This window comes from Bradyrhizobium sp. CCH5-F6, assembly GCF_001556045.1.
In the GTDB taxonomy this organism is placed as follows: Bacteria; Pseudomonadota; Alphaproteobacteria; order Rhizobiales; family Xanthobacteraceae; genus Bradyrhizobium.
Genome location: NZ_LSIC01000113.1, coordinates 20198 through 42985, shown reverse-complemented (window position 1 = coordinate 42985; position 22788 = coordinate 20198). Strand labels below are relative to the sequence as shown.

The following is a 22788-nucleotide window of genomic DNA, read 5'->3' as shown; positions in this document are numbered from 1 at the left end:
GCGAAGCCGCCGCTCTCGGGATTCTTGCTGCATGTTATTGAGACCAAGGCTCCCCATCCGAGTACTCTCACCATCGCGCGCCTACCGAACGAACAGTTCAGCCCGCATCCCTTAAGGAGATTGGACCTTGAACGAGCTCAGCCGTCGCCATCTACTCCGGCTCGCCTCACTGTCCGGCGCTGCCGGCTTAGCTTCGTCAGCCCTGCCGAGTTGGGCGCAAAGCGGCCCCTTCCATCCTGCAAGCCGGCTCTCAGAGGTTTCCGGAAGCAGCATCGATCTGACCCTCGACAGGGCGGCCTGGCCGATCAACGGCAAAGCAGGTTCCGCGATCACAATAAATGGAACTGTGCCAGGTCCGATTTTGCGCTTGAAAGAGGGACAACGAGTCCGCATCGCTGTCACAAACCGCATGGACGAAGCCGCTTCCATCCATTGGCATGGCATGCTGGTTCCATTCCGCATGGATGGCGTGCCCGGCGTGACCTTTCCGGGAATCCCGGCCCGCAGCACCTTCGTCTATGAGTTTCCCGTCGTCCAAAGCGGAACTTATTGGTACCATAGCCACTCCGGCTTTCAGGAGCAGGTCGGGCTCTACGGCCCGATCGTCATCGATCCAAAGGGCGTTGATCCCGTCCAATACGATCGAGAGTATGTGGTGATGCTCTCGGACTTCAGCTTCCTATCTCCAGAGATGATCATCCAGCGGTTGAAGCAGGAGGGCGGTGTATTCAACTATCAGCGGCAAACTGTCGCCAGTTTGCTCGCGGGCCGGGACCAGACGTTGGCCGAGAGACTTCAGTGGGCCAAGATGCTGATGGACCCCACCGATATTTCCGATGTCACAGGTGCGATATACACGTTCCTGATCAACGGGTATGGACCGGAAGATAACTGGACGGGTTTGTTCAGGCGAGGTGAGCGCATCCGCTTAAGGTTCATCAATGCCGGCGCGCAGATGGTGTTCAACGTGCGGATACCCGGCCTGCATATGACAGTTGTCGCCGCCGATGGACAGATGGTGCGGCCGGTTCGCGTAGATGAATTCCAGATCGGCAACGCCGAAACCTACGACGTCACCGTCCAGCCGATGGACGATAAAGCTTACACGATCGTCTCTGAGGCAGTCGACCGCTCCGGAATGGGGCGCGCCACGCTGGCCCCCAGGCTGGGGATGACGGCGCCGGTCCCGCCGCTTCGTGAGCGACCGCTGGCGACAATGAAGGACATGGGAATGGACATGTCTTCCATGGATATGGGGGACATGGACAAATCAACAGGATCGAACAGTAGCGGGATGTCCGGGATGTCGGGCATGTCCAAGGGCGTCCAAACGGGCGCTCAAGCCAAACAGGGAATGCAGCAATCAGGCGGCATGCAGGGCATGTCGGGGATGTCCGGTAAGTCGGGCATGGCGCGAATGTCATCATCCACTCCGCCTGGAATGGCTCCGCAAAAGCCGCGCGGTTCAGACCTGATGAGCGGCCCCGAAATGGATATGCGCGATCCCAAAAATGCACCAGGCGTCAAGATGGGGCCTGGCGTCCAGACGATTGCGCCCATGCCGCAAGATCGAACGGGGGATCCCGGCATGGGGCTTGAAAGCGTAGGGCATCGGGTCCTGACGTATCGGGATTTGATTGCCCTTGAGCGCAATCCCGACCCTCGCACCCCGACCCGGGCGCTCGACATCCACCTCACCGGCAACATGCAAAAGTTCATGTGGGGCTTTGATGGGGAAAAGTTCAGCGAAACCACCAAACCCTACACGTTCCGAAAACGCGAGCGTGTTCGTGTGACGTTGATCAACGATTCGATGATGCTCCATCCCATCCACCTGCACGGTCATTTCTTCGAAGTGGTGAATGGCGCTCCCGAAAACCACAGGCCACGCAAGCATACGGTCAACGTGTTGCCAGGTGGAAAAGTAAGCTTCGACATCACTGCCGAACCGGGTGACTGGGCCTTTCACTGCCACATGCTCTACCACATGCATGCGGGCATGTTTCAGGTGTTCAGTGTGCGGCCACTCACAGGCGATAACGCATGAACAGGTCCGTGCTGATCTTGGCGGCGGCCGGGCTGGGAACGTGCAGCGTTCCAGCCGGAGCCCAAATGAGTGGCAATATGCCGGGTATGAGCATGCCCGCTAACAAGCCGGCTGCCGCTGTTGCGCCAAAAAAAAAGAGCGCCGCAAAAGGAGCGGCATCTGCAAAGACGTCGCCGAACTCGCAAGGCGCTCAGGATGGATCAATGTCAGGCATGCAAATGCCCGGGATGAAGACCAAGGGAAAAAATGCCGCGCCCGCCGCGGCGTCCATTCCTCACTCGCCGCCTCCTCCGCCGCCGCCAGACCATGCTGCGGATTATTATTACGATCCCGCGCAGATGGCTGAGGCGCGGCGCGAACTCCGTCAAGAGCAGGGCGGCGGAGTATACTCGAAGGTGTTTTTCAACATCGCTGAATTTCAATTGGGCCAGCCCGGCGGTTACCGCTGGGATGGACAGGCTTGGCTGGGCGGCGATATCAACCGATTCGTTGTCAAAAGCCAAGGCGATGGCAGCCGTCGCGAAGGTCTCGACAGCGCCGAAGTCCAGTTGCTCTATTCGCGAGCCGTGGCACCTTACACAGACGTGCAGGCAGGTATTCGCTACGATTTCAAACCCGATCCCTCGCGGGCCTATCTGACGTTAGGCGTGCAGCAGCTCTTTCCGTATTGGTTCGAGTTCGAGGGAGCTCTCTTTGTTTCGAACAAAGGAGAGCTGCTCGCCCGGCTCGAAGGATCTTATGATTTGCTGTTGACGCAACAGTTGGTTCTGCAACCGCGCGCCGAATTGAATTTTGCGGCTCAGAACTCGCAGGATATTGGCGTCGGAGCAGGCCTTTCCAACGCCGAACTAGGCCTAAGGCTGCGATATGAATTCCGCCGGGAATTTGCCCCTTATATCGGCGTCTCCTACGATCAGAAGCTTGGGAATACAGCTGCGTACGCGAGGAGTTCAGGCAAAGACAGCGGCTCAACAAGGTTTGTTGTGGGGCTACGCTCCTGGTTTTAATCGCAGATTGCTGGGTCTTTTAGCCTGTTACTGAGGCTGGTCGCGCCATGTATGCCAAACAGGCATTGGCCATAGCGCAACCGCGCGTCGTTGCGGGCGTCACGAAGAGCTGTGCCTTGGCATCCACACCCCGCACCCGACCTGAAATATTCTTCAACGGTCGAGTTCGGCGGGTTAGATGTGGTTAACAATCGAAGCGGGCATAAGCAACAGACACAAGCTGTATTTAGTGCAAAGAGACGAGCTGCGGATTACGAGCTTACAAATGGAGCGTCAAAGAAGTGGATTCGCGAAAGCTTACCGGACTGCAAGCGGTTGATAGACCGTGCGCTGGCGGATCGAACTGAGGCCGGGAAAATGGCGCCGGAGCCAGGCACGAGATATTGCTCAAGCGAGCGCGGCGATGGGAGGCGGCGGCCGACCAAAGCTTCTACTGCGGCCAACACCCCCAGGGTGAGGCGGCCTTTCTAGCTCTGTCTGTCCACGCAATTTGGCAGCGAGCAGTGACGGCTTTCTCGAGAAAATGCTAGTTTCTTCACAGGCTCGGCCGTTCCCAGACGCCCACCGAGCTTAGACCGCCGGCCTGCGGGTTCGCCTCATGAGCCGGCGGTCGTCTCTCTTTGAGCCAAACAAAGAGGCCGGCTACGACGAAAATTATGGGGGAGCCGTTCACCTCGCTTTGCGGCTTTTTGCGGTATCAGCCCTGGAGGAAATGCTCCGCTGTGTCCCGCGCTCACCGCCGCCATTTGTTATTTCGTGCAAGTCACTGGTTCTCTTAAGAGCCGAATGCCAATTAACGAAAAATTAACCATGTAGTCGGCAATTTCTGCCTAGCTCCGCAGGAGGCTGCCGATGGCAATCAACGATATTTCCACCCTGTCCGTGCTGCGCACGAAAATGCAATGGCACCAGGAGCGTCAGCGCGTTTTGGCACAAAACGTCGCAAATTCAGATACGCCCAAATTCAAACCCCTGGATTTGGTCGAACCAAATTCGATCGAACCGGCCGGGGCGTCGGAGTTCCGGCAGCTTCACTTGTCATGCTCCAGACCGCGCCGAACCATATGGCGTCAATTTCAAGCGGTGCAGGGCCGAGTCAAAACGCAAAAAGTGGCTACCAGACCCGTCCCGCAGGCAATCAAGTCAGTCTGGAGGAGGAAATGATGAAGTCGGCTCAAAATCAAATGGATTATGCGGCTGCCACCTCGTTGTACTCGAAAAGCCTGAACCTGCTTAAGACAGCAATCGGGAAGCGCTAGGCCGGCAAACGCCAAGAACCTCGAGAAAGCGTGAGGACCGGGAGACAAACCTCTAAGCTCAAAACTGCTTGGCGGCCGCCTGCATGAGTTGGCCAGCCGCTCGTCCCTGATCCCAAGACAATGCAGCGCGCCATCTTGATCCGGTGAGGTGGAACTCGACCGGTCACGACTGCGAATTTGGAGCGAAAGTGCAATCGAGCGTGGGCATATCTGGCTTGTTCGGCGCGGGCACACGGTTCTAGAGTCGGAACGCATTTTCGCTACCGCGAGCATTGAACGCCTGCGACAACAATCAAGCCCGACGACCAGAGACAGAACTCTATGACATTTGTCGCCAACGCTCCCAAATACCTCATTGTCGCACTGCTGGGCGCTGGGGTGGCGGTCACTATGTGGCAGTTGCTCGCGCCGGCCGAAAAGCCCAAGAGCTACATCGTCGATGTGACGGAGCCAGAACTCTCCTTCGCCGGGCGCGAGGGGAAGGCGCTTTTTGATACGAATTGTGCGCCTTGCCACGGCCTGAAGGCGGCGGGTACGGACCACGGTCCGCCATTGGTGCACGACATCTACAATCCAGGCCATCATGCCGATGCGGCCTTTGTGTTCGCGGCCCAGAACGGCGTGCGCCAGCACCACTGGTCTTATGGCAACATGCCGCCTCAACCGCAGGTGAGCGCACAGCAGATCATGTCGATCGTACAGTACGTCAGAGAACTGCAGGTCGCCAACGGCATCCGCTTTCGATCGCACCGGATGTAGTTGCGGTAGTTTTCATGTTCGTTTACCCATCTCGTTCGTTGAGAGTTCGCAAGAATGAAGCCCAAGGAGGGAACTTCGCCCGCGTCTTCGAAACCGGCTCAGCGCAAGCAGGACGCGCTGAAACGCCTAACCTGGGAGATAATCTCGATTAATTTCTCCATTGAGAAACTTCATCGCATTCGGGCAAGAGCCCTCAACATCAGCGGCCCGCAGTGGAAGATCTTGTTGGCCATTTCCGACCATGAAGATGCAAACGACGGAATCCCCGTCAACGTTGTCGCCAAGACGTTGCATGTCGACGCTTCATTCGTGACAACGCAATCAAAAAAGCTGGAGAACATGGGCTTTTTAAGCCGGAAGCCTTGTCCTGCAGACGCCCGCGTTATGCGGCTCGCTTTATCAAAAGCGTCAGTTCAGCAACTTGCCAGCGTGGCCGAGCAAGAAATCGCGCTCAGCGAATTTATTTTCCAGGATTTTTGCGAGAAGGAGCTGAGCGAGTTCAGCATCAAACTCGCTTCGATCAAGAAGCGCCTGGACAAGGCTCGGTTGAAGCTGGCGCTGGAGTTTTGAGCCAATGCGTTCTCCTATGACGGCTCCGATTCCCTCACGACTGGTGAGCGTTCTCAGGTGGTGACGATCCGCGTTTTTGGGTTGCACGAACCACGAGCGCGGAAAATGGAAGCACTCGGCATCAGCGGGCGACGCAAATCGGACAGCGCACCTATCGTGCTAGGTTGAGCTTCGTCGAACACAGATCTAAGCACTTCCAACGCTGGAATCTGGTCAACAAATCGCTTTTGCATTCTATTTGGGTTAGTCAACAATGAACCCGTAGGAGCCCCCGTATTTGCGCGCCGGCTCGGTCCGACGGGGCACGCCATAGATGCGGTTGATGTTGCCGAGCAATTCTGCCTGCGCATCCGAAGGCGCCGCAAAGCCGTCATCCGGGCGCGACAGATCCTTTTGCGCGACTGCGCGGACGATATAAGGCGCCACAATCACGATTAGCTCAGTCGTGTTGTTGACGAAGTCGCGGCTGCGGAAAAGTGAGCCGAGGATCGGAAGCTGCATCAGGCCTGGCAGGCCGCTGGCTGCTTGCTTGGTCTGCTGCTGGATCAGGCCAGCCATCGCTATCGCGCCACCGGACGGAATTTCCAGCGAAGTCTCGACGCGGCGGGTCTTGATCGCGGGCACCGTCAACGAGTTGACCGACGTCGAGCTCACGGCCTGTGACAGCGTGATCGCGTTTTCGTTCGACAGGTCCGACACTTCCGTCATCACACGGAGGCTGATTCGACCCTCGGTCATCACAACCGGGGTAAAGTTCAGGGAGATACCGAACTTTTTGAAACTTATCTGGGTGGTGCAAACACGGGTGGTGGGATCGCAGGCATAGCCCGCTGGAACCGGGAATTCGCCGCCGGCGATGAAGGTCGCCGACTCGCCGGAGATCGCGGTCAGATTCGGCTCCGCCAAGGTGCGCAAAACGCCAGCGCTTTCCATCGCTCGCAGGACTGTCTGCACCGACGGCGTTGCGCCGAACTTCGTGGTAAGGTTGTTGCCGTCTACCAGGTTGCGTCCGTAGGCGGTAAACGGGTTGGAGTGAGCGAAATTCACCACCGCCGTGCCGTAATTGAGGTTTGCGGAGAGATCGATGCCGAGCTGCTTGATGATGTTGCGCGCGACTTCGGCGACCGTCACCTTAAGCATGACTTGGTCGCGGCCGCGGACGACGACCGAGTTCACGACCTTGTCGGCACCACCGGCAATGCGCGCGGCGATGTCGTTGGCCTGCTGCGCCTCGATCGGACTCTGGGCGGTACCGGTAAGGACCACGCCTTCGCCGAGGCCGTCGATCTGGATATCGGAATTGGGCAGGATCTGCTTCAGTGCGGCACGCGCGCCGTTGAGGTCGCGCTTGACCGCGATGTCATAGGACGCGATCTGCTGGCCGGCGGAATCGAAGAACACGATGTTGGTCTGGCCGACCGCAGCGCCGATGATGTAGGCGCGCTGCGACGAGCGCACGACCGCATTGGCGATCTTGGGATCGGCCACCAGCACGTCCTTGATGTCCCGCGGCAGGTCGATCACGATCGACTTGCCGATGCCGAGCGACAGGAAACGCGCGTTCATCTGGCCGTCGGCGGCGGAAACCTGCGCCGCCGGGCGATAATCGTCGGCGATCACCGGCGTCAGCACCGGGTTGAGAGTCAACGCGGCCGCTGCGGAAATCGACAGGGCGCGGATAATCATGGTCCGCAAGCTCGCCGTGGTGACCCGGCATTTCATATCGAAAGTCCTCATCGTCACTTCTGTGCCGTCATCTGGCTCGGCACGCCGAACCGGATGATCGAGATGCTCTCGCCGCGCTTGCGTGTCGGCTCATCCGACGCGGGTTCCTTGGCATTGGCGTCGGAGATGCTGCGCAGCGCCAACCACAGCGTGCCACTCTGGCGCGCACGGGCGAGCGTCTCGGTCTGTTCCGGCGTGACCTCGAGCAGGACGGTTCGGGCCGGCGACGGCGCGGACGTCAGGCGGCAGCATCGCAGCCCTGACGCCGCAGAAGTCGGCCTTAACCTACTTCTGGTCGCGGATGTCTCACCCCGCATTAAGGAAGCACGTGCGATCGCGCCGAGCCTGGGTGTTTCCGATGGACGATCGGTGCGGCGAATGAAGGTGGCGCTGGCGGTCACGGCCGGGCAGGTCTGCCACGGGACCTCTTCCGGCTTGACGGGCTGGCCGGGGGCCGATGGCGTTCTTGGCGACGAGGACGTCAATGATGGGAAGCTGTACGACCGGGCGGCGGGAGGCGGGGCTGACTTGTCGGAGCAGCCGGCGAGGCGCGCGGCTTCGCCGGCACCAGTGGCGGCCACCAGGATTACGGTGCGTGCCTTACCCATTTCGCTTTACAATCATGCGGCGTCCAGCTCCCAGTTGAGCAGTCATTTGTCAAAGTATGGTTAATGAAGCGTATACGAGACACGTTGGCGCAGCTTTACCCACTAAACAAACCAGCTGATCCATAGCTCACAAATGCATGTTGGCGACGCACTCAACGTCGAAAGCTTTAATCAAGCGCGCGCAGATTTTCCCGAGCGCGAGGGAAGTTGTACCGTCAACGCCTCTGATGTCGCCGCAACCACGGCCATGCGCATCAATCGGGCACGGCGCTTGGCCAGGCTATCGTTAGCGCCCCTGGATGCCTGAAATTGCAGGATCAACCGGGCAATCTTTGCCGATCCGGCAAATTACCCCTGTCAAATCACCGCAATCGCGTCATCTTAGCATTGATTTTGCAACTGATTCCGCAATGGCATCGCGCTTGCCTTCTCTCGGCTGATCATGGGCGGAAGAGAGATCGACCGGCCGTGATGCACGGAGACAGGCTCAATGAATATTTACGGTAGTGAGCGGCGGCTAACATGGGTTTGAATTCAGCCTTGGCCAGTGCGATGAGTGGCCTGCGTGCCAACCAGGCCGCACTCTCGATCGTCTCGTCGAACGTCGCCAACTCGCAGACGCCAGGTTACGTCGCCCAGACGCCGAACCAGATCGAGGTCACGACCGGCGACTTCGGATCCTCGGTTATCACCACCGGCGTCAGCCGCGAGCTCGATCGTTATGTGCAGGACCAGCTCCGTACGGAGACCGGGGGCGCTGGCTACGCCGATCAAATGGCCAACATCCTGAAGCAGTTGCAGAGCGTCTATGGCAACCCCGGCGGCAGCGGCACGCTCGAAAGCGGGCTCAACAAGCTGACCAGCGCATTGCAGGCGCTGTCGACGAGTGCAGGCGCGCAGTCGGCGCAGACCGTAGCGATCTCAGCCGCTCAGGCATTGGCGCAGCAGCTCAACGTGTCCACGAAGGGAATCCAGTCGCTGCGCTCCAACGTCGAGCAGGACCTCGGCATCTCGGCGCAGCAGGCCAACGCGGCTATGACGCAGATCGCAGCCATTAACGGAAAGCTTCAGGGCCTGGCCCTGAACGATCCGTCCGCCGCAACGCTGATGGACCAGCGCGACCAGGCGATCAACACGCTGTCGAAATACGTCGACGTGCGGGTCGTAACCGACGCTTCGAATCAGGCCAACATCTTCACAACCACGGGCATTCAGCTCGTCGGCGCCGATCTCGCATCGCAGTTCGCCTTCTCTTCGAGAGGCGCACTCAATGCGATCGCGCTTTACGATCCCAATCCGGCCAAGTCCGGCGTCGGCGCGCTGAACGTCAAGCTGCCCAATGGCTCTTCGATCGATGTGGTCGCCAACAATGTGGTATCCTCGGGTCAGATCGCCGCAGATATCAAGCTGCGCGACCAGACGCTGGTGCAAGCGCAGACCCAAATCGACCAGCTCGCCGCAGCAATTGCGAGCGCGTTGTCAGACCAGACCGCGGCCGGCAAGGCTGTAACGGGACCGCCTGCCGGCTTCGACGTCAATCTGTCAGGCGCCTTGCCCGGCAACACCGTCAATCTGACCTATACGGATAAAACGAGCAATACCCAGCGCCAGATCACGCTCGTCAACGTGACTGACCCCGCGGCATTGCCGCTCCAAAACGCGGGGAATGCCAACCCTCTCAAGGTCGGGGTCGACTTCAGCGGAGGCATGACCTCGATCTTGGCAACGCTCAACTCTGTTTTCGGAGGCACGCCTTTGACGTTCGCCACCTCCGGCGCGACGTTGCAAATCCGCGACGACGGCACGGGCTCGGCGGCCGTCAACAGTGCCTCGCTCACCAAGACCATCTCGTCGCTGGCGTCGGGCAATCCGCAGCTGCCGCTCTTCACCGACGGCGGCGCGCTCTATACCGGCGCGATCACCGCGGCCGGCTCGCAGATGACGGGACTTGCCGGGCGCATCCAGGTGAACGCGGCGGTACTGAGCGATCCGACCAAGATGTCGATCTATAGCACCTCGCCGCAGACGCCAGCCGGCGACACCACGCGTTCGGACTACCTCTATTCCCAGCTCACCAATGCCGTATTCTCGTACTCGCCGCAGACCGGGCTCGGCTCAACAGGGCAACCCTTCACCGGTTCAGTTTCGCGCTATCTGCAGCAATTCCTGAGCGTGCAGAGCAATGCATCGACTCAGGCGACGCAGCTGCAGCAGGGGCAGAGCGTCGTGGTTTCTACGTTGCAAGCCAAGTTCAACTCGACCTCCAGCGTCAACCTGGACGCGGAGATGTCGAACCTGATCCAGTTGCAGAACGCTTACGCCGCCAATGCGCGCATCATGTCTGTTGTGCAAACAATGATGGACACTCTAATCAAGGCTCAAGCATAGTGGTTCGCTGCCCTCGGATCCGCCAAGCAATCGTCGTCTTGCGCAAGTCGAATTGCCGCTATGGCGTTCCAAAACAGCCCAGCATAGACGAGGCAATTCACAAATCTCGGAATTTTGTATATTGTTCGGATGGTATTTGAATGGTTCCATTTGTCGCAATGCCACGACCCTTTGAATGCCGATACGTAGCTTGATTATTCGCCGCCATTCTAAAGCCGAGGTATGCAGATGAAACGACTGACTATTTTCTCAATCGCCGGGTCCGCTTTTCTGTTGGCTTCGGCAGGCGTCGCAACCGCGCAGCATCATCATGATGGCGCACCCACTTTCACTACAGAACATAGGGAAATGCTCCACCAGCATTTTAGACATCAGCACTACAGTTCGTTCCGCGATCCTCACTTTCATGCCCATGTCGGAGATGTCGTTCCGGACGCAATGGAGCTTCATCCCCTTCCTGACACGCTTGCTACGCGCGTCCCGCACGGAAGCCACTACGGATACGGTCTCCTCAACGAGAGGCCCGTGATTGTTGATCATTCGACGCGACGAGTGATCCATCATTTTGACTGACAAAAGAGCCCAGGCGGCTGTCCGACGGGAACCACACGAATTCCGGCTTGCAGTCTAAGTTATTAAGTTGCCCGCTAGGTTAAGTTGGGTTTGTTTCACTCAAACTCTAGCCCCGCCCTTTCGGCAGGCTTGACTTGCCCATTTGAATGAGTAGGCCTGCGTACGGTGAAGTGCCGGCCTGGGATCCGCGTGTGCTTTCCCCAGATTTCCAGAACTGTTGCGGACGGATTGATCGCCGCAACGCTTATGTACTTTCCACTCCCGCGATGTTTCGTCCGTCAGCCGTAGCTGGAACAAATCCGGCTCCGCGAGGTCGTTAGACGCGCGTCAGTTTGGATCTTTGTCGATCGGGATGAGGAAGGCAAACGCATACTTCGTATCCTCGCCACGAGCCCGGTCCAAGCTACGTTCCAACTCCAGCCTCGTTGCCTCCTCCGGGTTCGCAGGTCTGATTTGACGTTGGTCGCGTGTTCTCAGAAGTGAGCATCCGACTGAGCGCATTCGTCCTAGCTCTTCGACGAACCAATCCTCAGAAATGCGTCTCATGGCGCTCGACAAGGACGGCGCAGTGAAAACCAACACCGGCCTCTGATTTATTTCCAGGGTGAAGCAGGGCGTTTGCCGCTCTTTCGCGGCGCGGTTCCGTTTTTCAGCAGTGAGCCGATCCCGGCCCGGCTCGCGCTTCATTTCGGCTCACCATAAGGAAGGACGACTCAATCACTCGTTCTGAAACAAGCTTATAGCTTTATAGCGAACTGAGCGCGACTTCTTTGGTGCATCGTAACAAATGCGGTGGTTTTTGGGTGTGATAGGCATATCCCGCCGTGGCGGTGAATAGCGTGAATTGACCAACTGCCAGCTCACACCTTTCCGACTTAGTATCGCGCTGAAATCACAAGATAGGCTGCGCGTCCTGGAGCTTGGAAGACGAACGGTGCGGCGCTCTGATACAGCGCATCGTAGTAGCGCTTGTCGAAGATGTTGTTGACGTGAACCTTCAGCTTCCAGTTCTGGTTGATCTTCGCCTCGGCAAAGGCGTCGAAGCGCCAGTAGCTCGGGATCGATGTGCCTTGGTTGGCGGCGAGGAACGTGCCGCCATATACCTTCGAACGATAGACGGCCTGGCCGCCAAGCTCCCAGACATCAGTCACCTGGTATTTGCTGAGCAGGCTCAACGACTGGTGCGCCACGTTCGCAAGCGGCCGGCCGACATTGGTTGCATAGAGCGTGGTATTGGCGGGCGGGATGTTGGACTTCGTGACCTCGGACTGCATCAGCACGAGTCCCGCCATGACGCTCCATTTGTCGGTGATGTTGCCGCCAAGGCCGAGATCGATGCCGCGGATGCGATAGGCCGCGCCCGCGCTGAGGCAGGAGACGGTACCGGTGGTGCCGGCTGGGTAGGGACACGCCGCGGTCGCAGTTGCGGCCGTGATGTTGCGTGACTCGCGTGCGTTTTCCTTTTCGGTCTGGAACAGTGCGGCGGTCAGCAGCGCGTGCCGGTCGAACAATTCCCACTTGGTGCCGATTTCGATCGCCCTGTTCTTCTCCGGACCGAAGATCTGAGGCGGATTGCCGTTCAGCACCGGTGCAAGGCCGCCATACTGGATGCTGGTGCCGTCGAACTCCGCGCCGACCGGGTTCGACGATGTGGCGTAGGCGGCGTAGACGCTTCCGTTCGGCAAGGGCTTTAGCGTCAGGCCGAGGTTGAAGTTCGGCATCCCCGTATGCTGCTCTTGCTGACCGAAGACGTTGGCGACGCCGTTGACGGTGCCGTAGCCGTTCACCTTGATGTTGTAGTCGTCATAGCGGACGCCGCCATTGAGGATCAGTAGGTCGTTGTAGTTGGCGGAATCGATGACGTAGATGCTCTTGGTGTCGATCGCGATCTTGGTCGGCAATCCCGAGAGGCCAAACGGCACACCGAAGGGGAGGTTGGTGAACTGCGGATAGAACACGCTCACGCCCGCCAGCGAACCGTTCCCGCTAAAGCCGCCGGGCAGCGCTTCCGAGCTGAGGCCGAGATAGCGGTCGATCGACGACCTCTCCCGGTCGTATTCGAAGCCGCCCAGCGCGGTATGCTTGAAGCCGGCATTGTCCGTAAATTTGTAGGTCGCCTCGGTCTGGTTGGCAATCACGTCGGTGGCCTGGTAGCGGCTCTGCGGGTTGGCGCTGAGCGTCGAGGCCGAGAGCGGAGTGGCAATGACCGGCGCTTCCGGCAGCGTCCCGATGTAGTTCTGCGTCGAGTGCGAGTCGCGGAACTTGTTGGTGATCAGCACGTCGGGCGTCACCTGGAATTCGGCATTGAGTGTCCCGATGTCCTGGCCCGTCCGGGAGAAATCGCGGTTAACAAAGCCGTACCAATTCCTGCGGTTCGAGCCGAAGTCCGGGAACGGGCCGCCGGCCGTAGTCGCCGTGCTCGGCCGGTAATAGGGAACGCCGAAATCCGGGAAGCCGGTCAGCTCGGTGTGGATGTAGTTGGCGTAGATCTTGACAGCATCGGTCGGCGTCCACGTCGTTGCCAGAAAGCCGCCGTTGCGATTGTCGGTGACATAGTCCCGGCCGGCCACGCCGGCATCCTGGAACAGTCCGCCGGCGCGCACCCCCCAGGTCGGGTTGATGACCTGGTTGACGTCGAGCACGACGCGCTTGGTCCTGTCGGTGCCGAACGTCGTGTCCATGTTGTAGAAATTGCCATCGGTCGTGGCCTGCTTGGTTACGATGTTGATCGCGCCGCCGGTGGTGCCGCGGCCTGCAAATGACGAGCCCGGACCGCGCAAGATCTCGACCTGCTCGGTGAAGAAGTTCTCGCGCACGCTGACGCCGGAATCGCGCACGCCGTCGATGAAGATGTCATTGCGCGCGTCAAAACCGCGGATGAAGAAGCGGTCGCCAAAGGCATTTCCGCCTTCGCCGGTGCCGAGCGTGACGCCGGCCGTGCTCAGAATCGCCTGCTTCAGCGATGTCGCGTTCTTGTCCGCGAGCACCTCCTTGCTGAGAACGGTCACCGTCTTCGGCGTATTGAGCAGCGGCTCTGGAAATTTGCCGCCTGCCTGTAGATGGTCGACCTTGTAGGGAGCGGACGGATCGGCATACGGGTTGCGATCGGGAGCCCGGCTTCCGGCGGCCGGAGGCGGAGCCTGCGTCGTTTGCCGGGTCGGTGCGCGCCGGAGCGCATCGCGAGCCCGGATCTGGTCGGGTGACGGCTTCGATGCCTTGGGCCGCGGCCGCTGAATCGGCGCGTCGACCGTCACGGGAGGGAGATCGGATTGCTGGGCTTTTGCGCCGGAGAACGATGCGACAGCAATCAGCCCAGCCACCGCAGACACCTTTCCGGATTGGCATTCTTCAGCGGTCGACTTGATCCCGTTCTTACCAACGCGAAGCGTTCTTGGTATTTTCACGCAAAACATATAGCCCCCAATTCAATCTCTTCTCGCGCGATTTCGTCGCTTGATGAAATGGATCATTGGAACCGGAAGTCCGCAATGGATTCCTGGCAACACCCTTTTCGAATCGGCCTGACTTGTAGGTTTTCTAAAATCTGCCGCGGAGTAGCTGTCAAATTGGAATGCTTCTAACAACCGACCTATGAGAATGCGTGACGAGACTTGCCCTTAGCGAACTTTGGAAGCGCGTCTTAGCCGTAAGCAGATTTCCGTATGGCGCGAACTGTAACCCGCACGCCACTGTCCTTGGCGTATGGGAGTGAGACAATCCCCCGAGAATCGTTTTGAAGACCTTGTGCTAACAGTTTAAGAAGAGCCGGTCGGTAGGTCGGAGCTGTCGCGCTTGTTCGACGGTCGATACAACGCTTGGCGCGCTCAGGCGAAAACTCACGCTTGCCGCGCAGTTCGATTGCGAGGGCGCGGGTACCTGACGTTCTTGAGTGAGCTATGCGGAATATTTGGGTGACGACAAGGTGATCAGGCGACCCGGTTCGCCGGCTTTTGGATGACCTCGATGCGGTCGTTGAATCTGACACCTGCAATGAGTTTCGACAAATGATTTGTGCCTTTGAGCTGCCGCCAGATCTTTAATGCGGCGAGGATGAGCTTGAACACCATCAGCATAACAGCTTGGCAAACCTCCTCTCAAGCGCGGCGTCGCCCGCAATCTTGCGGCTGATGTCGCGCATCACACGGCCGAGAAAGGTGCGCAACGTCTTCAGCGCCCGCCCGGCACGCTTGAACAGCTTGGCATGGGCGTAGCGCTGATGCTTGATCAGGGCGAAGTGCCCACCCTCGCATAAGACTGGCGCAACTCGACGCTCACCTTACCATCGGCGAGCGAGTCAGCCGGCTGTTGGCGATGGCGACGCGATGCGTATAGCGGCCCGAGACAAGCCGCTCCGGACCCGGGGGCGGATGGCCCAAAACGATCATTGGCTGCTTGAAATTAGATAACTATTTCAATAATATACAAGTTCGTAGTTTTGTTCTGAATGGCGCGCCATTTTCCGCCATTCGGTGCAGAACGGCGTACAATTCCTCGCGCTGAGCCTTTTGCCCGATTGAAGGCCACAACGTTCAATGCCCGAGTGCCCGGCCCGGCACAGGGGTGGGCTGGCCTCACGCGACGCCGGCAGGCTTCTCCAAGTCGGCCCAGATCTGAGCAAAATAATGCTGGAACGCTGTATCGGTGCGCAGCGCGGCGGGATCGCGGCCCTCCCGCGGCAACTCGATCACGTGTAGCGCGCGCACCGTGGCGGGCCGTGCGCTCAGCACCAGCACGCGGTCGGCCATGGCGATGGCTTCGCCGATATCGTGAGTGACGAGGATCGCGCTCTTGCCGCGCTCGGCGATGATGCGGGAGACGTCGGCCTGCATCAGCAGGCGCGTCTGGAAGTCGAGCGCCGAGAACGGCTCGTCGAGCAGGATCACTTCGGGATCGAAGGCGAGCGTGCGCATGATGGCGACGCGTTGGCGCATGCCGCCGGAGAGCGCCGCTGGCTTGGCCTGTTCGAAGCCGGCGAGGCCATAGGCCTTGATCAGCTCCAGTGCGATCTCTCGCGCGCGCGACTTCGGCGTTTTGCGGATCTCCAGCCCGAGCATGACGTTGTCGAGCACGCTGCGCCACGGCAGCAGCAGATCCTTCTGCAGCATGTAGCCGACATGGCCCGCGGCATCGTCGACGCGGCGGCCACCGACCTCGACATGGCCTCGGGTCGGCCGCAGCAGGCCGGCGATGGCGTTGAACAGCGTGGACTTACCGCAGCCGGAGGGGCCGACGATCGCGAGCGTCTCGCCGCGGCGCAGCTCGAAATCCACCTTGCGGATCGCCTCGACCGGATGGCCGGCGCCTTCGAAGGTGACGCCGACATTCTCGGCGCGCAGCACGATCGGCTCCGAGCCTGCAATATTCTGCGCGAGCGCGTTCATCGGTCCACCTCCCTGCAGAAGTCGAGCAGCGTGTCGTTGAAGATATTCGGTGTGACCACGCTGAAGGCATGGGCCCCCCAACCCACCTCGTGCACGCGCGCGCCGGGAATGGAAGCGGCGAGCTCGCGGGTGAGATAGGCCGGCACCAGCGCGTCGTCCTTTGCGGACGACAGCAGCGTGGGTACGTTGATCTCTTTGAGGCGCCGGCCGCCCTCGAATGCCAGGAACATGTCGATGCGCTGGTTCATCGTCGCGACGGACGGGAAGTGTTTCAGGATGCGTTCTTCCTCCGCGTCGAGATGGGCGATGTTCTCGGAGATCCATTGCGGCGGATAGAGGAACAGCGGCTGCGCGCGCACATAGGCTTGCGGTCCGGACTGGTTGAGCAGCATTTTCCGGATCTCGAAGCAGCGCCGCAGGAACGGATCGGCGCGGCCCCAGCCGTTGACGATGGTGAGGCTGCGCAGGCGTTTCGGATGACGCAGCGCCAGCTCCATGCCGACAATGCCGCCGATGGCGTGGCCGACGACATGCGCGGCATCGACGTTTGCATGGTCGAGCACGCTGGCGATGTCGTCGGCCATGCCGGCGATGCTGCGATCGCTTCGTGCGCTGCGGCCGGTGCCGACGTGATCGTAGAGAATGACCTGATGGCGCTCGGTGAGCGCATCCAGCTGCGGCGCCCAGAACGAGCCGCTGCCGCCCATGCCGGCCGAGAGCAAAACCGGCGTACCGTGCCCGTGAACTTCGTAATAGATCTCGGCATCCTTGCCGCGTGCAAAAGCCATGACGTCCCAGCTATTGAGTGATGAGTTTCGGATCAGGACAGCAGGCGCCGCTCGATCAAGTCGATCGCGGCGTACATCAGCAGCGCCACCGCCATCAGCGCTGCGATGCCCACCCACACCGCGTTGAGGTCGTAGAGCACGCCGGCATAGTAGATCATGTAACCGAGGCCCTCTTTCGAGGCGATGTACTCGCCGACGACGGCGCCGATCAGGGCAAAGCCGACATTGAGGCGGAAGGCCGCGACGATCCACGGCATCGCGCCGGGCACGATCACGGCGCGCCAGGTCTTCCAGCGCGAAGCGCCGAGCGAGCGCAGCAGCTTGACGAGATCTGCGTCGACCTCCTTGGCGCCCTGGAGCGCGGTGATGACCGCGACGATGAAGGTGATGATCGCCGCGATCGCGATCTTCGAGGAGAGGCCGATGCCGAACCAGACGATGATCAGCGGTGCCAGCGCGATTTTCGGTAGGCCGTTGAGCGCGATCAGATACGGCCGCAGCACCGCCGCGCCGGTCGGGAACAGCCATAGCGACAATCCCGCAGCGCTGCCGAGCAACGTGCCGATCAGGAAACCGGCGATGGCTTCCCATGCGGTCAGCCCGGCGTCGCGGAGCAACTCGCCACTGGCGATGAGCTTGCCCGCTTTCGCGATGATGCCGCTCGGCTGGCCGTAGAGATAGACGGCGATGAAGCCGAGGCGGATCGCAAGCTCCCAGGCCGCCAGCAGTGCGACCAATAGTGCGATCTGGAGCAGCGCAATCCGAGCTGCGGTGGGCAGCTTGAACCGCGCACTTGTTCCCGCTGTCTGGCCTGCATCGAGCACGGCCACCTCACGCCCTCTTGTGCGCGATCGAGGCGATCTCGACGAGGCAGGCGGGCTTCACGAGGCCGCACTGAATGCAGTACCGCGCCGGCTTCTCGCCGGGAAAATATTCGGCATAGACCTTGTTGACCGCCGCATAGTTCGCCCAATCAGTGATGAAGATCGAGTTGAAGGTAACGTCTGCAAGGCTCGACCCCGCCGTCTCCAGCACGCGCTTGATGGTCTCAAGGATGTGCCGGGTCTGGCCGGCGGCATCGCCTTCATGGACCACGTCGTTGTTGGCATCGAACGCCAGCGTGCCCGAGACGTAGATGACGTTGTCGGCCATCATGCCCGGCGAAAACGGGGCGATGGGGGCGGTGGTGCCCGGCGGAATGATGGCGCGGTCGGTCATGGTGTGTCCTCTTTGGCTGGAACGGCTTCGGTCTGGGCAAAGGCGCGGCGGAAGTCGCTCGCGTTCGAGACCCAGCCGAAGAAGGTTTCGATGTTGAAGACGGAGGCTTTCTGGAGATAGTCGGGGCCGGCCTGATGCGTCGCGTCCTCCAGCATCACGCCGAAATATTCGAGATGGAAGCCGTCGCGCAGCGTCGATTCCACGCAGACATTGGTGGCGATGCCGCAGAACACGAGGTTGCGGATGCCGCGCGCGCGCAGGATGCTGTCGAACTGGCTGTTGAAGAAGCCGCTATAGCGCGTCTTCGGCACCACGATGTCGCCGGGCTTCGGCGTCAATTCGTCGACCAGCGCATAGTCCCAGCCGCCCTTGGCGAGCAGCCTGCCTTGCAGCTCGGGCCGCTTGCGCATCGTCTTCAGCGCGTTCGACTTGTGCCAGTTCGGCGAGCCCGGCCCACCGGCCTCGACATAGTCGGCGTCCCAGCCGTTCTGGAAGAAGATCACGGGAACGCCGGCGCCCCGCGCGACCGCCACCACGTCCTGGATCGCCGTGATCGCGGCCTTGGCGCCGGAGATGTCGAAGCCGGCGAGGTCGAGATAGCCGTTCGGCGAGGCATAGGCGTTCTGCATGTCGACGACGACCACGGCCGTCTCGTCGACGGCGAGCCGGAGCGGCTCGGGCCGCGCCGGGAGCGTGACAAAGCGCTGCTCGTGCGCGTCGGAGGTGTTCACGATCATCACGCGAGACCGAACTGCCTGGTCGCCTGCTCGGCGAAACGGTTATCGACCATCTGCGTATAGGGGAGTGCGGATTGCACTGCGCCGCCGCCTTGTTCGAGCCGCATCGCGCGGTCCCATTCGTCGGCGGAGATGGTCGGGTTGCGCGGGATCGCGGTCTTCGAGCCGAAGAAGTTCTTCGTTGCGCTGGCGACGACAGATGGTGTGACCTTCGGGAAGTATTTTTCGGCGACCTCGGTGAAAACAGCGTTGTTCTCGTGCATCAGCTTCTGCGCTTCTGCGATCGCATTGCAAAAGCCCTGGATGGCCGCCGGGTTGCTCGCGATCGTCTCTTCCGTCGCCATCGCGGTGGTAAAGCAGAGCGATCCCAGCGCATCGGCAAAGGACAGCACCGGCACGAGGCCGAACTGCTCGGCGGCGATGCTGACGTCCCATTCGAAGGCGGTAGCGATGTCGGCGCGGCCGTCCTTCACCGCGGCGGCCTGCGCGCCCGGCGGCAGTTCGAGGAACGTGACGCCGGCCTCCTTCGGATCGAACTTACCGATGGTCTTGATCGCATAAGTCGGCACCTGGATCGTCGAAGAGGGGAATTTCAGCGTCGCGATGGTCTTGCCGCGGAGATCCTCGATCGTCCTGATTTTGCTGTCGGGTTTCGCAATGCCCCACATCGACACGCCGCCGACGATCTTGGCGATGTTCTTGATCTTGCCGCCCTCGCGCACTGCATTCACCGACATGCCCGGGCTGGTCACCCCGATTTGTCCGCGCCCTGAAAGCAGGATCGGCACGGGCAGGGCGATGCCGCCGGCGGTGGAGAGGTCGGCATCGAGGCCATGCTTGGCGAACAGTCCCTTGTCAGCCGCGACATAAAGCGAGTTGTACATGCCGAGCCGCAGCGCTTCGGTGATTGTCACTTTCCCGGCTGCGAAGGTGGGGGTGGAGAGGCCGGCCAGTGGCGCCGTTGCTGCGCCCAGAAGCGAGTATTTCATGAGGTCGCGTCGGTTGATCACGTCCCAATCCTTTTGCTTGTTGGAACAGTGGGTTAGTTCCCATTGTGCCCAATTTCTGATCGTTCCCGGTCTTCGCACAAAATCCTTGCACTGGAGATTTTCATTAGCAATTGGGAATAGAGAGATATATTTATAAGCAGGAATGATAGATCAGATCGACCTGAAACAGCTCCGCGTTTTCGTCAGCGTTGTCGAGACCGGCAGCTTCAGCGCCGCGGCACGGTCGCTCGGCATGTCGCAATCCGCTGTCAGCCAGTTGGTGCGCCAGCTGGAAGACGGCCTGCGCGTGCGGCTGCTCGACCGCACCACGCGAAGGCTTCAGCTCAGTAAGGTCGGCGCGGACTTCATGCCGGGCATTCAGCGCCTGCTCGCCGATCTCGATCGACAGCTTCAGGATCTGCGCGATTTGCGCGAACATCGCCGCGGTCACGTCACGGTGGCCTGCGTGCCGTCGGTCGCGCTGCGGCTGATGCCGCGCGTGCTCGCCGCGTTCCAGCGCGAGCATCCGATGGTCGCGGTGACGTTGAAGGAGATCTCGCGGCATCAGATCTTCGCTGCGCTGCGCGGCGGCGACGTCGATCTTGGCATTGCCAACGTCCCGGGCGACGATCCCGAGCTCGATGCTTCACGACTGCTCGTCGACAATTTCGCACTGGTGATGCGCCGCGACCATCCGCTCGCCGCCCGGGACGCCGTAAGTTGGGCGGAAGCCTCGAAGGCCGGCCTCGTCGTGATGGCATCAGGCACCGGAATCCGGCTCGAGATCGAGCGCGGCGTCGCCGATCTCGGTCAGGGCATGCCGATCCACGAGGCCGAGCATCCGGCGACGCTGCTCGCGCTGGTCGAGGCCGGCGTCGGCGTCGCACCGTTGCCGAGTCTCGCTTGGCCGGAGGCCAGCCATCCCGTGCTCACCTGGCGCAAGCTGGTCGAGCCCGTGATCGAGCGCGAGCTCTATTTGATCTGGCGCATCGGCCGCGATCTCTCGCCTGCCGCGCGCGCGCTCCAGCGCGGCATTCTTTCCGGGGCTCAGGAAATTCGCGAGCGTACGGTCTCCGGCTGATGACAGTCACGAACAACATCGGTCGATGCAGACATCGCGATCTTTTCCAAAGGGCCCCGAGGCCATCCCCGCTGGCGAGGAGGAGGCGTGGAGGACGAAGAACGCTCTTCCTTCTTCCACGGTAACCGTCGAATCCAAAGAGGTTGAAAAGCCGAACGTTTATGTGCTTAGTCCTTTCTGACGGTAACGAGTCAACGCAAAATCAATGATTTAGCCCAGACTACGAATCTGAGGGTCGGACGTTCGAATCGTTCCGGGCGCGCCATTCTTCGACGGAAGGTCAGGACAAGGCAGCATCTGGTCGCCAGACGGGCCCGAGACCGGATGGCCATGCCGTGTGAGGAACTGGATGAGGATATCGCAGGCGTTCAAGTTCGAGGCGGCGCATCGGCTGCCGAACGTGCCGGAGACGCACCGATGCAGCCGGATGCATGGTCATTCCTATCGGGTCGAGGTCCAACTGGACGGTCCGGTGGACCCGCACACCGGCTTCGTTGCAGACTTCTTCGATATCGAAAAGAGCTTCGCCGACATCATGTCCGCGCTGGACCACCACTGCCTGAACGAGGTCGAAGGACTCGAGAATCCGACCGCCGAGAACATCGCGGTCTGGATCTGGGACCGGTTGAAGCCGAGCCTTCGCGAGCTGTCGGCGGTCCGGGTCTATGAGACGGCGGACTGCTGGGCCGAATATCAGGGACGGTGACGACAGGTTCGAATCGTTCCCGGCGCGCCGTTTCGGTAGTAAGTACGTCCCATGCGTACCATCGATCGTCTGTTCTGCAGCCTCGTTCTGTTCCTTGCAATCGCAGCGGCGCTTCCCGCGCGCGCGGCGGAAACCTGCCCGTTCATCAGCGCCCAGGAGCTGGCCCGCGCGATGCCGGCGTTCAAATGGTCGCTGATCTCCAATCAGGACGGCCGCGGCTGCATCTACCAGGCCGGACGCGGCGACACGATGATGCTCACCGTATTCCGCAATCCCGACAAGGACCGCGCCAGGGAATTGTACGCGACCTTCGTCAAGACGCTGGGCGAGCGCATGCCGCTGAGCGCAGTGACGGGGATCGGTGACGAAGGCCAGGGCGGAACAAGCGCCGCCGGCGCGGAGCGCCAGGAGGCCTCGGTCGTCGCCTTGTCCGGCGATTACATCCTCCAGCTCACCGTCTATCCGATCGGCCGGCGTGCCGACGATGCGCTGTTCGGACCGCTCAGCGAAGCCGCGCGCATTGCCATCGGAAGCGTAGGCAAGAGCAGCGAGCGGTTCGGCAATTGCGAGTGGCTCACGGCCGCGGATGCCGACGGTTTTCTCGACAACAGCACGCTGACGGTCCAGCGCACCGGCGCGGGCAGCTGCATGATGTTTGATCGCGAGGCCAACACCATGACCGTCGCGGTGATCGCGACCTCGCGCGACACCGCCATCGGCATGATGAAGCGCGCTGGCCCCTGCAAGCATGTGGCGATACAAGAGCTCGGCCGTGAAGCGTTCGGCGAGCATTCTTGCAGCAAGGGCAACGGCAACGCCGTCACCATCTATGTCTGGAAGAATGGCAGGCAGGCCTCGATCCTGTTCGCGCCGGTCAAGCCGCATCCCGAGTCCGGCTCGGTCGAGCGCCTGAAGGCGGTCGCCGGGAGGGTCTATGGAAAGCTGTAAGGGC

The 22788-nt window shown here is 60.6% G+C and carries 19 protein-coding genes and 2 pseudogenes; 10 read left to right on the top strand and 11 right to left on the bottom strand.

Features of this window, described 5'->3' with window-relative positions; genetic code table 11:
- The first annotated feature begins 127 nt into the window (after positions 1–127).
- The 5 genes and pseudogenes from AX729_RS20270 to AX729_RS20250 all read left to right on the top strand — a co-directional run bounded on the left by AX729_RS20270 (position 128) and on the right by AX729_RS20250 (position 5642).
- On the top strand, positions 128–2047 hold the full coding sequence (locus tag AX729_RS20270) for a copper resistance system multicopper oxidase (protein ID WP_057196799.1): 1920 nt from the start codon (positions 128–130) through the stop codon (positions 2045–2047).
- Complete coding sequence (locus AX729_RS20265; protein WP_063817265.1) at positions 2044–3054, top strand: copper resistance protein B; 1011 nt, start codon at positions 2044–2046, stop codon at positions 3052–3054. The genes AX729_RS20270 and AX729_RS20265 overlap by 4 nt, the downstream gene beginning before the upstream one ends.
- Before the next feature lie 852 nt (positions 3055–3906).
- Positions 3907–4313, top strand: a pseudogene (gene flgB / locus AX729_RS20260) (flagellar basal body rod protein FlgB).
- 321 nt (positions 4314–4634) lie between these two features.
- Positions 4635–5072: a c-type cytochrome gene (locus AX729_RS20255; RefSeq protein ID WP_057196801.1), complete on the top strand. Its 438-nt coding sequence runs from the start codon at positions 4635–4637 to the stop codon at positions 5070–5072.
- 54 nt (positions 5073–5126) lie between these two features.
- Positions 5127–5642, top strand: a complete 516-nt coding sequence (locus AX729_RS20250) for a MarR family winged helix-turn-helix transcriptional regulator (protein ID WP_057196802.1) — start codon at positions 5127–5129, stop codon at positions 5640–5642.
- 243 nt (positions 5643–5885) lie between these two features.
- On the opposite strand, the gene AX729_RS20245 is transcribed toward AX729_RS20250, so the two are convergent.
- Positions 5886–7379, bottom strand: coding sequence for a type II and III secretion system protein family protein (locus AX729_RS20245; RefSeq protein ID WP_156402710.1), 1494 nt, complete (start codon positions 7377–7379; stop codon positions 5886–5888).
- A gap of 2 nt (positions 7380–7381) precedes the next feature.
- Positions 7382–7975: an RcpC/CpaB family pilus assembly protein gene (locus AX729_RS38755; RefSeq protein WP_230646623.1), complete on the bottom strand. Its 594-nt coding sequence runs from the start codon at positions 7973–7975 to the stop codon at positions 7382–7384.
- Between the two features lie 522 nt (positions 7976–8497).
- Here AX729_RS38755 and flgK point away from each other — a divergent pair.
- Together flgK and AX729_RS41795 are read left to right on the top strand one after the other, a co-directional pair.
- The gene (gene flgK, locus AX729_RS20235; RefSeq protein WP_057196805.1) at positions 8498–10363 is read left to right on the top strand and encodes a flagellar hook-associated protein FlgK; all 1866 of its coding nucleotides are present in this window, start codon (positions 8498–8500) and stop codon (positions 10361–10363) included.
- 222 nt (positions 10364–10585) lie between these two features.
- On the top strand, positions 10586–10936 hold the full coding sequence (locus AX729_RS41795) for a DUF1236 domain-containing protein (RefSeq protein ID WP_082528979.1): 351 nt from the start codon (positions 10586–10588) through the stop codon (positions 10934–10936).
- A gap of 875 nt (positions 10937–11811) precedes the next feature.
- Here AX729_RS41795 and AX729_RS20220 read toward each other — a convergent pair.
- The 9 genes and pseudogenes from AX729_RS20220 to AX729_RS20190 all read right to left on the bottom strand — a co-directional run bounded on the left by AX729_RS20220 (position 11812) and on the right by AX729_RS20190 (position 20070).
- Complete coding sequence (locus tag AX729_RS20220) at positions 11812–14349, bottom strand: TonB-dependent receptor (protein ID WP_082528980.1); 2538 nt, start codon at positions 14347–14349, stop codon at positions 11812–11814.
- A gap of 513 nt (positions 14350–14862) precedes the next feature.
- Entirely contained in the window at positions 14863–15009 is a 147-nt protein-coding gene (locus AX729_RS39775; RefSeq protein WP_502686911.1) for a hypothetical protein, read from the bottom strand.
- Between the two features lie 2 nt (positions 15010–15011).
- A pseudogene (locus tag AX729_RS40545) lies at positions 15012–15214 on the bottom strand (IS5/IS1182 family transposase); the annotation flags it as partial.
- 293 nt (positions 15215–15507) lie between these two features.
- Positions 15508–16317 carry an ABC transporter ATP-binding protein gene (locus AX729_RS20215; RefSeq protein ID WP_061026165.1) on the bottom strand — a complete coding sequence of 270 codons (810 nt, stop codon included), beginning with the start codon at positions 16315–16317 and terminating at the stop codon, positions 15508–15510.
- Positions 16314–17105, bottom strand: a complete 792-nt coding sequence (gene rutD / locus AX729_RS20210; RefSeq protein ID WP_061026164.1) for a pyrimidine utilization protein D — start codon at positions 17103–17105, stop codon at positions 16314–16316. The genes AX729_RS20215 and rutD overlap by 4 nt, the downstream gene beginning before the upstream one ends.
- A gap of 32 nt (positions 17106–17137) precedes the next feature.
- A complete protein-coding gene (locus AX729_RS20205) occupies positions 17138–17935 on the bottom strand; it encodes an ABC transporter permease (protein ID WP_063817264.1) in 798 nt (265 codons plus the stop codon).
- A 1-nt stretch (position 17936) separates the two neighbouring features.
- Positions 17937–18323: a pyrimidine utilization protein C gene (gene rutC, locus AX729_RS20200; RefSeq protein WP_061026163.1), complete on the bottom strand. Its 387-nt coding sequence runs from the start codon at positions 18321–18323 to the stop codon at positions 17937–17939.
- Positions 18320–19054 carry a pyrimidine utilization protein B gene (rutB, locus tag AX729_RS20195; RefSeq protein WP_245325288.1) on the bottom strand — a complete coding sequence of 245 codons (735 nt, stop codon included), beginning with the start codon at positions 19052–19054 and terminating at the stop codon, positions 18320–18322. The genes rutC and rutB overlap by 4 nt, the downstream gene beginning before the upstream one ends.
- Positions 19055–19059: 5 nt before the next feature.
- Positions 19060–20070, bottom strand: coding sequence for an ABC transporter substrate-binding protein (locus AX729_RS20190; RefSeq protein ID WP_061026161.1), 1011 nt, complete (start codon positions 20068–20070; stop codon positions 19060–19062).
- Between the two features lie 142 nt (positions 20071–20212).
- On the opposite strand from AX729_RS20190, the gene AX729_RS20185 reads away from it, so the two are divergent.
- The 3 genes from AX729_RS20185 to AX729_RS20175 all read left to right on the top strand — a co-directional run bounded on the left by AX729_RS20185 (position 20213) and on the right by AX729_RS20175 (position 22784).
- Positions 20213–21130: a LysR family transcriptional regulator gene (locus AX729_RS20185; protein ID WP_061026160.1), complete on the top strand. Its 918-nt coding sequence runs from the start codon at positions 20213–20215 to the stop codon at positions 21128–21130.
- A gap of 349 nt (positions 21131–21479) precedes the next feature.
- Positions 21480–21836 carry a 6-carboxytetrahydropterin synthase QueD gene (gene queD, locus AX729_RS20180; protein ID WP_061026159.1) on the top strand — a complete coding sequence of 119 codons (357 nt, stop codon included), beginning with the start codon at positions 21480–21482 and terminating at the stop codon, positions 21834–21836.
- Between the two features lie 51 nt (positions 21837–21887).
- Positions 21888–22784, top strand: a complete 897-nt coding sequence (locus tag AX729_RS20175; RefSeq protein WP_061026158.1) for a hypothetical protein — start codon at positions 21888–21890, stop codon at positions 22782–22784.
- Positions 22785–22788: the final 4 nt, after the last annotated feature.

What these genes read in the sequence shown, in the direction of transcription:
- AX729_RS20265 (WP_063817265.1), top strand. Translation starts at nt 2,044, where the DNA reads ATGAACAGGTCCGTGCTGATCTTGGCGGCGGCCGGGCTGGGAACGTGC.
- AX729_RS20255 (WP_057196801.1), top strand. Translation starts at nt 4,635, where the DNA reads ATGACATTTGTCGCCAACGCTCCCAAATACCTCATTGTCGCACTGCTG.
- AX729_RS20250 (WP_057196802.1), top strand. Translation starts at nt 5,127, where the DNA reads ATGAAGCCCAAGGAGGGAACTTCGCCCGCGTCTTCGAAACCGGCTCAG.
- AX729_RS20245 (WP_156402710.1), bottom strand. Translation starts at nt 7,379, where the DNA reads ATGAGGACTTTCGATATGAAATGCCGGGTCACCACGGCGAGCTTGCGG.
- AX729_RS38755 (WP_230646623.1), bottom strand. Translation starts at nt 7,975, where the DNA reads ATGGGTAAGGCACGCACCGTAATCCTGGTGGCCGCCACTGGTGCCGGC.
- flgK (WP_057196805.1), top strand. Translation starts at nt 8,498, where the DNA reads ATGGGTTTGAATTCAGCCTTGGCCAGTGCGATGAGTGGCCTGCGTGCC.
- AX729_RS41795 (WP_082528979.1), top strand. Translation starts at nt 10,586, where the DNA reads ATGCAGATGAAACGACTGACTATTTTCTCAATCGCCGGGTCCGCTTTT.
- AX729_RS20220 (WP_082528980.1), bottom strand. Translation starts at nt 14,349, where the DNA reads ATGTTTTGCGTGAAAATACCAAGAACGCTTCGCGTTGGTAAGAACGGG.
- AX729_RS39775 (WP_502686911.1), bottom strand. Translation starts at nt 15,009, where the DNA reads ATGCTGATGGTGTTCAAGCTCATCCTCGCCGCATTAAAGATCTGGCGG.
- AX729_RS20215 (WP_061026165.1), bottom strand. Translation starts at nt 16,317, where the DNA reads ATGAACGCGCTCGCGCAGAATATTGCAGGCTCGGAGCCGATCGTGCTG.
- rutD (WP_061026164.1), bottom strand. Translation starts at nt 17,105, where the DNA reads ATGGCTTTTGCACGCGGCAAGGATGCCGAGATCTATTACGAAGTTCAC.
- rutC (WP_061026163.1), bottom strand. Translation starts at nt 18,323, where the DNA reads ATGACCGACCGCGCCATCATTCCGCCGGGCACCACCGCCCCCATCGCC.
- AX729_RS20185 (WP_061026160.1), top strand. Translation starts at nt 20,213, where the DNA reads ATGATAGATCAGATCGACCTGAAACAGCTCCGCGTTTTCGTCAGCGTT.
- queD (WP_061026159.1), top strand. Translation starts at nt 21,480, where the DNA reads ATGAGGATATCGCAGGCGTTCAAGTTCGAGGCGGCGCATCGGCTGCCG.
- AX729_RS20175 (WP_061026158.1), top strand. Translation starts at nt 21,888, where the DNA reads ATGCGTACCATCGATCGTCTGTTCTGCAGCCTCGTTCTGTTCCTTGCA.